We start from the raw sequence: 14,931 nt of genomic DNA on the forward strand, positions 1-14,931 counted from the left end.
TCCCACTACGCCCCCGACGACCACGCAAAGTGACCGCAGGAGGTGGGGAGGGGCGAATACCGACTACTCGATCACCGGCCCCCGCCAGATCCGCCCCCCTTGGTCGGCATCGATGAGATCTCCCGCGCCGCCGAACTCAGCGGTCGCCGCCGACCAGTATCGCCTTGCCGACATCCTTCCGAGGCGGGGCCGACCGCAACACCGGATCGGATCCGGGTGTCGGTGGAGGCCACCCCGAACTGCGGTGAACACACAGCGAGAGGGCCCCGACGCGCCTACCCCCCAGTACGACAACGTCAGGGCCTCTCCGGACGCCTCACCAGGCGCGTCGCGATCATAATCAGAATGAATCAATAAGTCCTAATTGATGACTCTCATGCATACTAACGGCGTTGCCGATCCGGACATGAGAGGCCCACGGTGGACATTGCTGCTCTGGCCGACCTGATTCCCTGGGCAGACCTCGGTCTCGCAGGGCTCGTCAGTCTGGGTGTCTACCTCATCCTCACCGGCCGTCTCGTCCCCCGGTCCACGGTCGAAGACCTTCTCCAGGCTCGCGACGAGAGACTCGCCGACTACATCACCGCCAACGACGACCTCAAGGAGTCGGGGCGGCTGAAGGACGAACAGATCAGCGAACTGCTGGAACACTCCCGCACCAGCGTCCACGTCCTCCAGGCCCTGCGCGATGTCGGCACTGATTCCGACCGCAGCGAGATCGACCTCCCGCAATCCGGCGAGGAGCCAACACCATGACCTGGTCCTGGAACCGCAAGCGTCAACACCCCGAACCGCTGGTCACGGCGGAGCAGTCTGCCGAGGCACGCCGCGAAGGAGAGGAAGACCTGGCCAGCACCCGCGCCCGCGGAGGCGAGGTCACCCGCCTGTCCAACCATCTGCGCCGCGAACGCTGCGAGAACCACTTCAGCGCGCTCGTCCTGCGCGCGATCCAGGAACGCCGATGAGCGCCGACATCGTGACCTTGATCGGCGACATCGCCCTTGTGAGTGTCACCGCTCTGCTGTGGACCTTCGTGGTCCTGTACGGCGTCACCGCCCGATGGGAAGCCACCGAGGCAGGCCCTGGCCTGCTGTTCATCTCCCTCATCAGCGCGCTCATCCTCACCCTCGGATGCATCCGCCTAGCTGTCGCAAGCGGGCCGGTGCTGGAAGTGGCCCGCACCCTGCTCTACCTGGCGGCTCTGCTCGCCCTGACCCGCCTCATCCTGTTGTTCCTTCGCGCCCAGCGTGTCGGCAAGCGACCCAAGGAGTGAACCCCGATGCCCGAACCCACATTGCTCGTATGGCGGTCCGAGCTCGGCTGGCCCGCCGAGTCCCCAGCCGACTACGCCAACCCCAAGAAGGGCCTGGTCGTCCACTACGACAGTTCTGACCGGGGCCTGCACAAGAAGGACCACGAGGCCTGCATCGAGTACTGGAACTGGTGCAGAAGGTTCCACACCGGACCCAGCAGACGGTGGACGGATATCGGCTACTCCTGGTTCGCATGCGCCCACGGGCATGTCCTCGAAGGCCGCGGACTGTTCCGCTACCAGGCGGCACAGGGGACAACGCCGGGCAACCGCGACTACTACTCCGTGACGCTGGGCAGCGGCCCCAACGACCCGATCCCCGACGCCCAGATCGAAGCGGTCCGCGAGCTCCGCGCATGGCTGATGGAACCCGCGTCCTCCATCAGCGGAAAGGTGCTCGGCCACCGGGACTTCACCTCGACGTCCTGCCCCGGGACGAAGGCGTACAGGCTCGTCCGAGACGGGACGTTCGCGAAGAAGCCCGGATCGCTCATCGTGTCGCCGCCCTCCAAGCCGAAGCCCGCACCCGACGCGGGCACCGTACCCGGCCCCAAGCACCCGTGGCCGCTGCCCTCCGGTCACTACTTCGGCCCCAAGTCGGGACCCGACAGGTCCGTGTCCGGCTGGTACCGGCGGGCCTTCAAGGGCCGCACGGACCGGCAGTGGCTACAGGAGTTCGGCACCCAGCTCAGGCGGCGCGGCTGGTCCGTCGGCAAGGGCCGCACCTACCTGCGCGCCTTCGGTAACGACGGCATCTACGGGGACGAGTACCGCAGCCTGATCACCGCGTTCCAGCGCGACCAGGGCCTGCCACGTACCGGACTGCTCGACGAGCGCACCTGGGACCAGGCGTTCACCAAGCCCATCACCTGATGAGCGGTACCGCCCGCGTCATCCCGGTCGGTGACCTGATCGAGCACGACGCCTCCACGCAGAAAGCCGACTGCGTGCCCGGTCCCACCACCCGTCCGATCGTCCGGACTGACGGATCGCTCGGGCGGGTCATCACCCACCACTCCCTCGATAGCAGGGAGCGAAGAGAAGAGGAAGGACCCCATGTCCACACCGCCCTCCCCCGCCTTCCGCGTCTTCGGCCGCGACCCCGTGCTATGGCTCGGGCTGCTGCGTGCGGCCCTCTACGTCACCTCTGTCTTCGTGCTCCCGGTCCCCGAGCACGTGTCCGCGGCGATCATCGCCGCAGCGGCTGCCGGATTCGGTCTCGTCGAATCGTCGTCGTCGCCCGCGAGAAGCTCGTGCCGGCCCTCATGGGATTTGCCGAATCCGGGTTGGCTCTCGTGCTGGCGTTCGGTGTGGACCTGTCGGCGGACCAGCTCGCGGCGGCCATGTTCCTGGTCGCCGCCGTCACATCGTTCGCCACACGCACGCAGGTCACCGCGCCGATTGACGCCGACGGCAACCACGTCCCCAAGCGCACCGTGGCGGCCTCGTTGGACGCGAACGGGTTGTTGCCGGGACGCGGACCGGCCGGACGCGGGCCCGCCGGACGGGGGCCGCGGCCACCCTCCGGACGGCTGCCTCGCTCGGCTCGCTCGGCTCGCTCGCCGCGCTGCGGACGCTCACCGCGACCGGACTGCGGTCCGGGCTTGGGAGCACCGCCGGGGCGCGGACCGGCCTCGCCGCGAGGACTTCGGGCCGGGCTTGGCGGCGCCGGGCTTCGGGGCCGGCTCGGCCTGCGGGGCGGGCTTGGCGGCCGGGCGCGGGCCCGGCTTGGGCGCGGGCCCCGGCTTGGGGGCCGCCGCGCGCGCGGAACCTCGGACGCGGCCGGGCGCGGGCCCGGCTTGGGGGACGAGCCGCTCTTCTTGCCGCCCTCGGATCCCTGGTTGAAAGCTTCTTGCAGGCGTCGAACGACAGGCGCCTCTATCGTCGAGGACGCCGAACGAACGAATTCGCCCATCTCGTTGAGCTTGGCCAGGACGGCCTTGCTCTCTACGCCGAACTCCTTGGCGAGTTCGTACACCCGGACCTTCGCCACTACTCTCCTTCAGCTTCGGTCCGGGACATGGGCACGTGCCGGACCGTCGTTAGCTCGAGTTACTCATCGCTGCGTACTCATCAGGCGCTCATCGCAATCTCGACCTGCTTCCTCATCGCTACACAACAATGGGCCGGTTCTGCGTGCCGACACAGCACCGCACGCCGACCACGGCTAGTACAACACCGTCGGCCGGCTCAGACATTCCAACCCTAACCGGAGCGGCGCCCCGATCGGCCACCCGGGGTGGCTTCGATCAGTGCCTCCACACGTGAGAGGTCCCACGCGGTGGAGCCCTCTCCGTCTCGGCTGCGGAAGGCGCGCGCCCACACCCTGCGACGCACGGCGAGTTCGAAGCACCGCCGGTCGTCGTGCAGGTAGGCGCCACGCCCTGGTCGTCGACCCCGGGTGTCGGGCGTGATGACCGTGCCCTCGGCCACCAGCCGCACGAGGTCGGACTGGACTGCCCGTGACCTGCACCCCACGCACGTGCGCACGGGTCGGTCAAGACCGCCTGCTTCCACCTTATCGCGTCGAGACACGGACGCGACCCCATTAATCGCCATCGGCCCCGTCGTCGGCCCGGTCGGCGGGTTCGGCGTCCGAGCGGATGTCGATGCGCCAACCGGTGAGCCGCGCGGCCAGACGGGCGTTCTGCCCCTCCTTGCCGATCGCCAGCGACTGCTGGTAGTCCGGCACCACGACGCGGGCGACACGGGCGGCCATGTCCAGGATCTCCACCGAGTTGACCCGGGCGGGCGACAGGGCGTTGGCGACGAAGACGGCCGGGTCGTCGGAGTGGTCGACGATGTCGATCTTCTCCCCGTGCAGTTCGGCCATGACGTTGCGGACCCGGCTGCCCAGCGGGCCGATGCAGGCGCCCTTGGCGTTGACGCCTGCGCGGTGGGACCGGACGGCCATCTTGGTGCGGTGTCCGGCCTCGCGAGCGATCGAGGCGATCTCCACGGTGCCGTCGGCGATCTCGGGCACTCCAGCTCGAAGAGCTTGCGGACCAGGTTCGGGTGGGTCCGCGACAGGGTGACCGAGGGGCCCCGGTGGCCCTTGCGGACCTGCACCACGTAGGCGCGCAGCCGCTCGCCGTGCGTGTAGGTCTCCGTCGGCACCTGCTCCTGAGGAGGCAGGATGGCCTCGATCTTGCCGAGGTCCACCAGCACGTTCCGGGGGTCCTTGCCCTGCTGGATGATGCCGGAGACGATGTCGTGCTCGCGCCCGGCGAACTCGCCGAGGGTCAGTTCGTCCTCCGCGTCGCGCAGGCGCTGCAGGATGACCTGCTTCGCCGTCGAGGTGGCGATCCGGCCGAACCCGGTGGGGGTGCCGTCGTACTCGCCGGCGACCTCGCCCTCCTCATCGAGCTCCGCCACCCACACGGTCACGTGGCCGGTGGAGCGGTTCAGCTCGACGCGGGCGCGCTTGTCGGCGCCCTCCTCACGGTGGTAGGCGATCAGCAGGGCGTCCTCGATGGCCTTGGCGACCAGCTCGACCGCGATGTCCTTCTCGCGCTCCAGGCTGCGCAGGACGCTCATGTCAATATCCACGGGGCTTCCCCTCTAGTCCGCCGCGTCGGCGTCGCGACGGAATTCCACCTGCACCTTGCCCTTGGCCAGTTCGGCGTGGGCGAAGGTTCGGGGCTGACCCTCGACGTCCAGCGTGATCCCCTGGTCGTCGGCTCCGGTCACCCGGCCGGTGACCTCGCCGCCGTCGGCGAGGGTGGCCCTCACCAGTCGGCCGCGGGAGCGCCGCCAGTGCCGCGGCTGTGTCAGGGGACGATCCACGCCGGGAGAGGTGACCTCCAGGACGTAGGGAAGCTCACCCATGACGTCGGAGGCGTCCAGGGCGTCGTCGACTCCCTGGGAGACCTCGCCCACCGTGTCCAGGTCGACCCCGTCGTCGGAGTCCACGACCACACGCAGGACCCGGCGTTTCCCGGCGGGTGTCAGCTCGACGGCCTCCAGGTCCAGCCCGGCCTTGGCCAGTACCGGCTCCAGCAGCTCGGCGATGCGCTCGTCGCGCCCCTGCGCTCCCATGTCGTGTCTGCCCCTCCAACAGCGAAATTCCGCCCGCGTTCGGGGCGGTCCAGCTCTGTACGTAGTCTGCTTATCGGTTCCGCCGCGTCCTCGTTCGGGCGCGGCTGTGCTGCAAGGGTATCCACACCTGGACGCGTTCCAGGTCGCTGGCGTGTCGGACACCGTGGAAAGATGGTCGTCGGCCGGGGAACGCGGGGGGAGAGCAGGTGGGTCTGAACGGCGTCAGTCGCCGCACGGTGCTGGGCGCGGCGGTGGTTCTGGGTCTGGCCGGATGCGGCCGCGCGGATTGGTATCCGTCGGACGTGACCCCTGAGGAGTTCACGCTCCGCGCCCTGATCCGGGAGAAGAACAGAACGGTGGCGCGCTACGAGACCGCGCTGGCCACGGGAGCGGGGCCGGAGGACCTGCTGCGCCCCATCCTGGAACGGCACCTCGCGCACCTGGACTCCCTTGCGGAGGCCCTGCCCGAGGACTCCTCCCCCGCCTCGGCCGGGCCGCCGGAGGGCGAGTCCTCCGCGCTCCCCGACGACGTCCTGGACCTCGCGGAGCTGACGGCTCTGGAGGCCGCAGCGGCGAGCTCGCGCGTGGACCGGGCACTCGCCGTCGCGATCCCGGACTGGCGCAGCTGATCAGCGGGATCGGCGCGTGCGAGGCCGGACACGCCTACCTGCTGGGCCGACACGGAGAGGACCGAGGTTGAGCGAGGGCGAGGAGCACTCCGTCGAGCCCGAGGCACTGGCCGAGGCACTGGCCGCCGAGCACGCGGCCGTGCACGGGTACGAGTTTCTGCGCGGGGTCGCCGAGAGCGCGCCCCGCCGCGACTCCGCGGGTGAGCACGCCCGCCGGCACAAGGCGCTGCGCGACACGCTGCACGCCGCCGCCGTGGACCGGGGCGTCGAGCCGGAGCCCGCCCGGCCGTCGTACCCGCTGCCGGAGGAGCGGGACCAGGCGAGCCTCGACGCCTACGCGACGGGCCTGGAGGAGACGGCGGCGCGGGCGTACCTGTGGCTGGCCGCCTCCGACGACGCCGAGCTGCGCTCGACCGCCGCCCGTGCGCTCCAGGAGACGACGGTCCGGGCCCTTCGGTGGGGCGGCGCACTCGACGCCCTGCCCGGATTCGAGCAGGCCTGACCGCTCCGGTCCCCGGCGTCCGGACCGGTCAGGAACGGGTCACGGCACCGGTCACGCCCGGCAGGCGGCCACCGCGCGGTCGACGATCTCCGCCAGCGCGACCTCCTCGCGGGCGCCGGTTCCCCGGTCGCGCAGCTCCACGACACCGTCCTTGAGCCCGCGCCCGACGATGACGCCCGTCGGGATCCCGAGCAGTTCCGCGTCGGTGAACTTCACGCCCGGCGACACGCCCCCGCGGTCGTCGACGAGGACGCGCAGGCCCCGGGCCTCAAGCTCCCGCGCGATCCGCAGCGCCTCCCCGATCTGGTCGCCCTTGCCGGTCCCCACCACGTGCACGTCGGCCGGGGCGACCTCGCGCGGCCACACGATGCCCTTGTCGTCGTGCGACTGCTCCACGATCGCGGCCACCGCGCGGGAGACGCCGATCCCGTACGAGCCCATCGTCACGCGCCTGGGTTTGCCGTCGGCGCCCAGCGCGTCCACCTGGAACGTGTCGGTGTACTTGCGGCCCAGCTGGAAGATGTGGCCGATCTCGATGCCGCGGGCCGTGTACAGCGTTCCCTGGCCGTCGGGCGACGGGTCGCCGTCGCGCACCTCGGCGACGTCGATCGTCCCGTCCGGAGCGAAGTCGCGTCCGGCGACCAGGTCGACCACGTGGTGGTCGGTCTCGTCGGCGCCGGTCACCCAGGATGTCCCCGTGACCACGCGCGGGTCGACCAGGTACCTGACCTTGTTGTCCAGGAGCGCCCGCGGGCCGATGTAGCCCTTGGCCAGGAAGGGGTTGGCGGCGAAGCCGGCCTCGTCGAGGAGCGCGACCTCGGCGGGCTCCAGGGCGGCCTCCAGGCGTTTGAGGTCCACCTCGCGGTCGCCGGGCAGGCCGACGCCGAGCAACTCCCACTCGTCCACTCCGGGCGCCCGCGTCTTGACCAGGATGTTCTTCAGGGTGTCGGCCTCGGTGAAGTCCCGGCCCAGGTCGGCGGCGTTGAGGAAGTCCACCAGGGTCTGGATCGTCGCGGTGTCCGGGGTGTGGTGCACCCGGGCCTCGGGCAGCCCCTCGATCGGCAGGGCGGGCGGCGCGGGGGTGGCGACGGCCTCCACGTTGGCGGCGTAGTCGGACCCCGTGCTGCGGACGAAGGTGTCCTCCCCGGTCGGCGCGACGGCGAGGAACTCCTCGGAGGCGGAACCGCCCATCGCCCCGGACGTGGCCGACACGATCACGTAGTCCAGACCGAGCCGGTCGAAGACGCGGATGTAGGCATCGCGGTGCGCGTCGTAGGAGGCCTGGAGGCCCTCCTCGTCGATGTCGAAGGAGTAGGAGTCCTTCATGTGGAACTCGCGTCCGCGCAGCACGCCCGCCCGGGGCCGCGCCTCGTCCCGGAACTTCTCCTGGATCTGGTACAGGATGACCGGGAAGTCCTTGTAGGAGGAGTACTCGCCCTTGACCAGCAGTGTGAAGAGCTCCTCGTGGGTGGGGCCGAGCAGGTAGTCGGCGCCCTTGCGGTCCTGGAGACGGAAGAGCGTGTCGCCGTACTCGGTCCAGCGTCCGGTCTCTTCGTAGTACTCCCTGGGGAGCAGCGCGGGCAGGAGCACCTCCTGGCCGCCGATGGCGCCCATCTCCTCGCGCACGACGCGGGACACGTTCTCCAGCACCATCTTGCCCAGGGGCAACCACGTGTAGACACCGGGAGCGGTGCGGCGCACGAACCCCCCGCGCACGAGCAGTTTGTGGCTCGGCACCTCGGCGTCCGCCGGGTCCTCACGCAGGGTGCGCAGGAACAGGTTCGACATCCGCAGTAGCACGGCCACTCCTCGTCGCTGGCGCCCGAACGGCGCACGGTGGGGATTCTCGGGAATCCCAGGCTAGGGCATGTTCGGTGGACGCCGTCCGTCGCGGAGGCAGGGCCGCGCCGTGGGCGTCGGCGGGCGGGGGGAGCCGCCGCGGACGACGGGCGGCCGGTGGAGGACCACGGGCGTCGCACCGCGGAACACGCCCTGGCCTGCCCTGTCGGGAGCGGCGAGGCGTTCGAGCGCACTGCGCGCGGGTAGGGACCGGTCGCCAGGACGCCGCGGGCGTCCCCGGGCTCCGAGAGCGAGGAGAGGCCATGCGCACCAGGACGATCGGCCACCGTACGGTGAGCGCTGTCGGGCTCGGCGCGATGCCGTTGTCCACGGGGGACCGTCCTCCCCGGGAGCAGGCGATCGCGACCGTCCACGCCGCCCTGGACGCCGGTGTCACCCTGATCGACACGGCCGACACCTACCACCTCGACGCCACCGACCGCGGGCACAACGAACTCCTCGTCGCCGAGGCCCTGCGCGCGTACGGCCGGGACGTCTCGGACGTCCTCGTCGCCACCAAGGGCGGGCACACCCGCGACGCCGACGGCGGGTGGGGGCTCGACGGCCGGCCGGAGTACCTGCGGCGCGCCTGCGAGGAGTCGCTGAGGCGGCTGGGGGCGGAGGCGATCGGCCTGTACCAGTTCCACCGTCCGGACCCGGGAGTGCCCTACGCCGAGTCCGTGGGCGGGCTGGCGGAGCTCGTGGACGAGGGCAAGGTCGAGATGGTGGGGATCTCCAACGCCGACCCGGAGCAGATCCGGATCTCGCACGAGATCCTCGGCGGTCGGCTGGCGGCGGTGCAGAACGAGTTCTCCCCCGACTTCCGGTCCAGCGAGCCGGAGCTGGAACTGTGCGCCGAGCTGGGGATCGCGTTCCTGCCGTGGAGCCCCTTCGGCGGCCGACACCGGCACGGCGGACTGTCGGAACGGCATCCCGTGCTGGAGGAGATCGGCGCCGCCCGTGGCGCGACGCCCTACCAGGTGTGCCTGGCGTGGATGCTCGCGAAGTCGCCGACCGTGATCCCGATCCCCGGAGCCTCCCGTCCGGAGAACATCCGGCGCAGCGCGGTCGCCGCCGACCTGGACCTGACCCCGCGGGAGTGCGACCGGATCGACCGCGGTTGACGGTGCCCTAGCCTGGGGGGACCGTCGAACCGGGGGGCGTGGACATGGGCAGGCGACGTGCGCGCCAGCGGGACGGGGGCCCGGCGCCGGGCGAGGCGTCGGCGCCGCCCGTACCGCCCGGCGCCGAGCTGCTCGCCGACGCCGACCGCCCCGAGTCCTGGTTCCTGGTCGTCGAGGGCACCCCGCAGTCGCACGTGGACCTCACCGACCCCACGCACCTCGACTTCTCCTACGTCCGGCGGATCGCCCACGCCGCCGACCTGGTCGCCCCCGAGGGCGAGCCGATCGACGCCCTGCACCTGGGCGCGGGCGCGCTCACCCTGGCGCGCTACGTCGCGCACACCCGCCCGGGTTCGCGGCAGCGCGCGGTCGACGTGGACGCCCCGCTGGTCGAGTTGGTACGCCGCAGGCTGCCCTGGGACCGGCGCGCCCACCTGCGCGTGGGAATCGGCGACGCACGCGAGTGGATCGCGGCCCGCCACGACGCCACCGCCGACCTCGTGGTCAGCGACGTCTTCGCGGGAGCCCGGACACCCGCTCGACTGACGTCCGCGGAGTTCTACGCCGAGGCGGCGCGCGTGCTGCGTCCCGGCGGCTTCCTCGTGGTGAACATCGGCGACGGCCACACGCTCGACCACGCGCGCGCCCAGGTCGCCACGGCCGCGGCGGTGCTGCCGCACCTGGCGCTGACCGCCGAACCGGGGGTTCTGCGCGGGCGCCGGTTCGGCAACCTGGTCCTGGTCGCCGGGCACCGGCCCCTGCCCGTCGACGACCTGTGCCGCCGCGCCCACCGCGACACGGAGACGACGCGCCTGCTCGCGGGCGGGGACCTGGACCGGTTCGCGTCGGGTCGGCGACCGGTGCGGGACGCCGACGCCGTGGACTCCCCCGCTCCCCCCGACGGCGCCTTCTGACCGCGCCCTCCGTCTCCCCCGCCGCCCCCGCGTGCTCCCGCGGGAGTACGCGCGGCGGAGAAGCCTCCCGTGGACGACGCGCGCCCCCGAGGGGCGCCCCGTACTGTCGACGGTGTGGCAGCACTACTCCCGCGCCCGACGCGCACCGACACCTGGACCGCCCTGGCCGTCCTGGCCCTCGCGCTGGCCAGCACCCTCCTGCTGGAGCCGGACGCGTTGGTCGCCACGGCCGGGGCGCCCCGCCACGCCTGGCCGTGGGGGTACGCGCTGATCGTGGTCGCGTGCGTCCCGCTGTTCTGGCGGAGCCTGCCGACACGGATCGGCACGGCCGCGTCGATGGCCGCGGCGTCCCAGTACTACCCCCTGGGGTTCCCCGACGGCCTGGTGATGCTCGCCGCGGCGGTGATGCTCTACTCCCTCGTTCGGCACGGCCGCCGGGTCTTCGGCTGGGTGCTGGGGATCGGCCAGTTCGCCTCGATGAACCTGTACGAGCTGGTCTCGTCCGGGACGGTGCGTCTGGAGGTGGTCGGCCTCGTGGCCTGGGTGCTCGTCCTGCTGTGCACGGCCGAGGTGATGCGCTGGCGGGCGGAGTACCAGCGCGCCGACGCCGCGCGCGCCGCCGAGGCCGTGCGCACCCGGGAGGAGGAGCTGCTGCGGAGGGCCTCCGACGAGCGGCTGCGGTTGGCCCGCGACGTCCACGACACCGTCGCCCACAACATCTCCCTGATCAACGTGCAGGCCGGGACGGCGCTGTACCTGATGGAGAGCGAACCGGAACGGGCCGCCGAGGCCCTGGCCACCATCAAGGCGACCAGCAAGGACACGCTCACCGAGCTGCGCGCCATGCTGGGGGTGCTGCGGTCCGCCGACGAGTCCGCGCCCCGTTCCCCGGTCCGGGGGCTGGACCGGGTCGGGGAGCTGGTGGAGGGGGCGCGCCGGGCGGGCGTCGACGTCACGGTGGTGACGGAGGGCCGCGGCCACCCGCCCGTGGGCGCGGACATGGCGGCCTACCGCACGGTGCAGGAGGCGCTGACCAACGTGGTCCGGCACTCGGGGGCCGCCTCGGCGACGGTGCGGATCCGGTACGGGGCCGCGACGCTGGACGTCGAGGTCACCGACGACGGGCACGGCACGGTCGGCCCTCCCGTGCCGGGCAACGGCGTCACGGGCATGGCCGAGCGCGCCGCCCTGGTCGGCGGCTCGGTGGACGTGGGACCGCTGGCGGGTGGAGGATTCCGGGTACGGGCCCGCTTGCCGCTGAACGGCGGCGAGCCCCCCTCCGCCGCGCTCTCGGACGAGGCCGCGACCGCCGACGAAACGGAGTCACCGTGATCCGGGTGCTGCTCGCCGACGACCAGGCCCTGGTGCGCGCCGGGTTCCGCGCCCTGCTGGACAGCACGCCGGACATCCGAGTGGTCGCCGAGGCCGGAGACGGCGCGGAGGCGGTGCGGCTGACCCGGGAGGAGCTGCCCGACGTCGTCCTCATGGACATCCGCATGCCGGGCGTCGACGGGCTGGAGGCGGCCGGGCGCATCCTGGCGGAGCGGGCGCTGGAGCGCACGCGGGTCGTCATCCTCACCACGTTCGACCTGGACGAGTACATCTTCGAGGCGCTGCGGGCGGGGGCGAGCGGGTTCCTGGTCAAGGACACCGAGCCGGGCGACCTGCTCCAGGCCGTGCGGGTCGTGCACGGGGGCGAGGCGCTGCTCTCACCGGGGGTCACGCGGCGGCTCATCGCCGACTACGCGCGCCGCCCCAGGAGCGCGCCCCAGCCGTCGACGCGGCTGAACGGGCTCACCGAACGCGAGCGCGAGGTGGTCGCGCTGGTGGGAGAGGGCCTGTCGAACGAGGAGATCGCCGCGCGCCTGGTGGTCAGCCCCGCCACGGCCAAGACGCACGTGAGCAGGGCGATGGTGAAGCTGGGGGCGCGCGACCGCGCGCAGCTGGTCGTCATCGCCTACGAGACCGCGCTGGTCACGCCCCAGTGGAGCCAGGGGGAGTGAGCGGCGCCCCCGGACCGGCGGCTCGGCGTCGGGGTCCCCTGACCCTGCCTCAGGGGCATCCCCTACCCGCCCCGGAGTAGCCGCGCGGCGGCGGCTACCACGCGGGCGTGGATTGGGTGACGCCGACGGGACGACGCGCGGAGCCGGACCCGCGTCGGATGCTGAACCCCGTCCACGGCACCCGACCCCGAGGCCCGCCCATGCTCGAAGATCCACTCCTGCTCGCGCGGCTCCAGTTCGCCCTGACGGCCGCCACGCACTACATGTTCGTGGCCCTCACCCTGGGCCTCGCCCCCTACATCCTGGTCACGCAGGCGGTCGCCGCCGTGCGCGGCGACCGGTCGCGGATGGCCGCGGTCCGGTTCTGGGGCGGCCTCTACCTGGTCAACTACGGCATGGGCGTCCTGTCCGGCCTGGTGATGGAACTCCAGCTCGGACTGAACTGGAGCGGGCTCCAGGAGGTCTTCGGCTACTCGTTCGCCGCGCCGATCGCGGTGGAGACGATGACCGCGTTCTTCGTCGAGTCCACGTTCCTCGGGCTGTGGGTCTTCGGCTGGGACCGGATGGGCCGGTGGGCGCACCTGGCGTGCTTCGCCGTGGTCACGACCACCGCCTACGCGTCCGCGTGGTGGGTGCTGGTCGCCAACGGGTTCCTGCGCCACCCGGTCGGCTTCGAGACGGTGGACGGCGTGGCGCACCTGACGGACCCGGCGGCGCTGCTGGCCAACCCGGCCTCGGCGCTGGCGTTCGGGCACGTGGTGACCGGCGCGGCGCTGGTGGGCGCCCTGGTGATCGCGGCCGTGAGCGCCTACCACCTGATGCGGCGCGACGACCCGCACGGGATCTTCCGGCGGGGCGTGCGCTACGCGGCGATCACGGTCACCCTCCTGGTCCTGCCCGTGGCGGCCTTCGGCGGGACGCAGTTCGAGTACTTCGGCGAGGCGCCGCCGACCAGCGGTCTGACCTACTCGGCCGAGGAGATCGCGGCGATCGAGGCGACGGCCGAGGGCGGAGCGGCCGAGGTGGCGGGCCTGGCCGGCGAGACGACGATGGTCCTGGCGTGGACCCTCATCGCCCTGATGGGTCCGCTGATGCTGCTGGCGTGGCCGTTCGGCGGGCTCGACCGGTGGCGTTGGTTCCTGGCCCCGCTCGTGGCGGCCCCGCTCCTGCCGTACGCGGCCAGCGCCGGCGGCTGGGTGTTCCGGGAGACCGGCCGGCAGCCGTGGGTCGTCGTCCACCACCTGACCACGGCGGACGCGATGACCCCCCTGTCGCCGGGGACGGCCCTGGTCTCCTTCTCGCTCTTCACCGGGGCGTTCGCGGTGCTGGCCTCGGTCACCTGCTGGCTCCTGGTGCGCTACGCCCGGCTCGGTCCCGACGGCGGTCCCCTCGCCGAGCGCGGGGAGACCGCGTCCGAGGAGCCCGCCGCCCCCGTCCACCCGTTCTGACACCAGGGAGCCCACCATGGACGTCCTCTCCTCCGCACTCCTCGCCCTGTTCCTCGTCGGCTATCTCGTCCTGGCCGGATCCGATGTGGGTCTGAGCATGCTCATGCCCGTCGTGGGACGCGCCCCGGGGCAGCGCCGCAGGGTGGTCGCCGCGATCGCCCCCTACTTCCTGGCCTCGGAGGTGTGGCTGGTCGCCGCCGTGGGCGTGCTGGCCGGGCTGTTCCCCGCCACCGAGCACCACGTGGTCGCGGAGCTGTGGCCGGTGCTCGTCGCCCTCCTCGCCGGGTGGCTGGTCCGCGACGCCGGACTGTGGTCGCGGGCGCGGGTCGACCGGCCGGACTGGCGGGCCGTGTGCGACGGGGCCATCGTCGCGGGCGGTTGGACGGTGGCCCTCGCGTGGGGGCTGATCGTGGCCGGCCTGCTCACCGGGGGTCCGGCCGCGAGCCCGTTCACCGTGGCGTGCGCGGCCGCCGTGGTCTGCCTGTTCGCCCTTCGGGGCGCGGCGTTCGGCGCGGAGCGCCTGGTCGGCGCGGACGAGTGCGACAGCGCGGACGCTGCGGCCCGGGCGACGCGTCCGCTGGCCAGGGCCGGGTTGGGCCTGGCGGTCGCCGCGGCCGCGGCGGCGTTCCTGCCCGGAGGCCCGACGGGCGGGGCCGCGGTGGTGTCCCTCGTCCTGGCGGCGGTCCTGGTCGGCGCGCTCGCCGCGACGAGCGGGCTGACGGGGCCGATGCTGTCCCGCCACACGTCAGCGGTCGCGATCGCGGTCCCGGGACTGTTCGTCGTCCTGGCGGCGGACCTCCCGGTGGCGGCGATCCCGGCCACGACCGGCGCGTTCGTGTGGGCGACGCTCGCTCCGATGGTTCCGGTCATGGTCATCGGGCAGGTTTGGCTCTACCGAATGACACGCCAACCGGCGCCGGAGCCGACCTTCTTCGCCTGAGCGCTCGCGCCCCACCCATCGCCGGACGTCGGAGAGGACACAGGTCACCGCTGCTTCGCGCGACGACCCGCGGGCTCCGTCCCTCCCCGGAGCGGCGGGGCGGGGGTCGCGCCGCCGGATTGGGGCGGCCGGCCAGGGGGCACCTCTTGGTCGGGACACGCGTCCGTGGCGTCCCCCGTCGG

The 14,931-nt window shown here is 72.4% G+C and carries 15 protein-coding genes and 2 pseudogenes; 12 read left to right on the top strand and 5 right to left on the bottom strand.

What is annotated here, in order from left to right; translation table 11 throughout:
• Nucleotides 1-420 precede the first annotated feature (420 nt).
• The 4 genes from BJF83_RS10495 to BJF83_RS28910 are packed head-to-tail and all read left to right on the top strand — an operon-like array spanning nt 421 to nt 2,185.
• Nucleotides 421-756, top strand: coding sequence for a hypothetical protein (locus BJF83_RS10495; RefSeq protein ID WP_075926136.1), 336 nt, complete (start codon nt 421-423; stop codon nt 754-756).
• Nucleotides 753-965: a hypothetical protein gene (locus BJF83_RS10500; protein WP_075926137.1), complete on the top strand. Its 213-nt coding sequence runs from the start codon at nt 753-755 to the stop codon at nt 963-965. Before BJF83_RS10495 ends, BJF83_RS10500 begins: the two co-directional genes overlap by 4 nt.
• Nucleotides 962-1,273, top strand: coding sequence for a hypothetical protein (locus BJF83_RS10505; RefSeq protein WP_075926138.1), 312 nt, complete (start codon nt 962-964; stop codon nt 1,271-1,273). The genes BJF83_RS10500 and BJF83_RS10505 overlap by 4 nt, the downstream gene beginning before the upstream one ends.
• 6 nt (nt 1,274-1,279) lie before the next feature.
• A complete protein-coding gene (locus BJF83_RS28910) occupies nt 1,280-2,185 on the top strand; it encodes an N-acetylmuramoyl-L-alanine amidase (protein ID WP_075926139.1) in 906 nt (301 codons plus the stop codon).
• Nucleotides 2,186-2,501: 316 nt separating this feature from the next.
• Here the strand turns inward: BJF83_RS28910 and BJF83_RS10515 are convergent, their stop codons facing one another.
• The 4 genes and pseudogenes from BJF83_RS10515 to rimP all read right to left on the bottom strand — a co-directional run bounded on the left by BJF83_RS10515 (nt 2,502) and on the right by rimP (nt 5,350).
• The gene (locus BJF83_RS10515) at nt 2,502-3,305 is read right to left on the bottom strand and encodes a translation initiation factor IF-2 N-terminal domain-containing protein (protein ID WP_075926140.1); all 804 of its coding nucleotides are present in this window, start codon (nt 3,303-3,305) and stop codon (nt 2,502-2,504) included.
• Nucleotides 3,306-3,517: 212 nt separating this feature from the next.
• Complete coding sequence (locus BJF83_RS10520; protein ID WP_083678485.1) at nt 3,518-3,871, bottom strand: YlxR family protein; 354 nt, start codon at nt 3,869-3,871, stop codon at nt 3,518-3,520.
• Nucleotides 3,861-4,849, bottom strand: a pseudogene (gene nusA / locus BJF83_RS10525) (transcription termination factor NusA). Before nusA ends, BJF83_RS10520 begins: the two are co-directional and overlap by 11 nt.
• Before the next feature lie 24 nt (nt 4,850-4,873).
• Complete coding sequence (gene rimP, locus BJF83_RS10530) at nt 4,874-5,350, bottom strand: ribosome maturation factor RimP (RefSeq protein ID WP_075926142.1); 477 nt, start codon at nt 5,348-5,350, stop codon at nt 4,874-4,876.
• A 206-nt stretch (nt 5,351-5,556) separates the two neighbouring features.
• Here rimP and BJF83_RS10535 point away from each other — a divergent pair.
• Nucleotides 5,557-6,050, top strand: a pseudogene (locus BJF83_RS10535) (hypothetical protein).
• Complete coding sequence (locus tag BJF83_RS10540; protein ID WP_075926143.1) at nt 6,047-6,481, top strand: ferritin-like domain-containing protein; 435 nt, start codon at nt 6,047-6,049, stop codon at nt 6,479-6,481. Before BJF83_RS10535 ends, BJF83_RS10540 begins: the two are co-directional and overlap by 4 nt.
• 51 nt (nt 6,482-6,532) lie before the next feature.
• Here BJF83_RS10540 and BJF83_RS10545 read toward each other — a convergent pair whose 3' ends face one another.
• On the bottom strand, nt 6,533-8,269 hold the full coding sequence (locus tag BJF83_RS10545) for a proline--tRNA ligase (RefSeq protein ID WP_075926256.1): 1,737 nt from the start codon (nt 8,267-8,269) through the stop codon (nt 6,533-6,535).
• 314 nt (nt 8,270-8,583) lie between these two features.
• On the opposite strand from BJF83_RS10545, the gene BJF83_RS10550 reads away from it, so the two are divergent.
• The 6 genes from BJF83_RS10550 to BJF83_RS10575 all read left to right on the top strand — a co-directional run bounded on the left by BJF83_RS10550 (nt 8,584) and on the right by BJF83_RS10575 (nt 14,749).
• A complete protein-coding gene (locus BJF83_RS10550; protein WP_075926144.1) occupies nt 8,584-9,444 on the top strand; it encodes an aldo/keto reductase in 861 nt (286 codons plus the stop codon).
• 44 nt (nt 9,445-9,488) lie between these two features.
• Nucleotides 9,489-10,358: a spermidine synthase gene (locus BJF83_RS10555; protein ID WP_075926257.1), complete on the top strand. Its 870-nt coding sequence runs from the start codon at nt 9,489-9,491 to the stop codon at nt 10,356-10,358.
• A gap of 114 nt (nt 10,359-10,472) precedes the next feature.
• On the top strand, nt 10,473-11,690 hold the full coding sequence (locus tag BJF83_RS10560; RefSeq protein WP_075926258.1) for a sensor histidine kinase: 1,218 nt from the start codon (nt 10,473-10,475) through the stop codon (nt 11,688-11,690).
• Entirely contained in the window at nt 11,687-12,361 is a 675-nt protein-coding gene (locus tag BJF83_RS10565) for a response regulator transcription factor (protein WP_075926145.1), read from the top strand. The genes BJF83_RS10560 and BJF83_RS10565 overlap by 4 nt, the downstream gene beginning before the upstream one ends.
• Before the next feature lie 200 nt (nt 12,362-12,561).
• Entirely contained in the window at nt 12,562-13,809 is a 1,248-nt protein-coding gene (locus BJF83_RS10570) for a cytochrome ubiquinol oxidase subunit I (RefSeq protein WP_075926259.1), read from the top strand.
• Nucleotides 13,810-13,825: 16 nt separating this feature from the next.
• Entirely contained in the window at nt 13,826-14,749 is a 924-nt protein-coding gene (locus BJF83_RS10575) for a cytochrome d ubiquinol oxidase subunit II (RefSeq protein ID WP_075926146.1), read from the top strand.
• Nucleotides 14,750-14,931: the final 182 nt, after the last annotated feature.

The sequence above is a fragment of the Nocardiopsis sp. CNR-923 genome (assembly GCF_001942255.1).
In the GTDB taxonomy this organism is placed as follows: domain Bacteria; phylum Actinomycetota; class Actinomycetes; order Streptosporangiales; family Streptosporangiaceae; genus Nocardiopsis.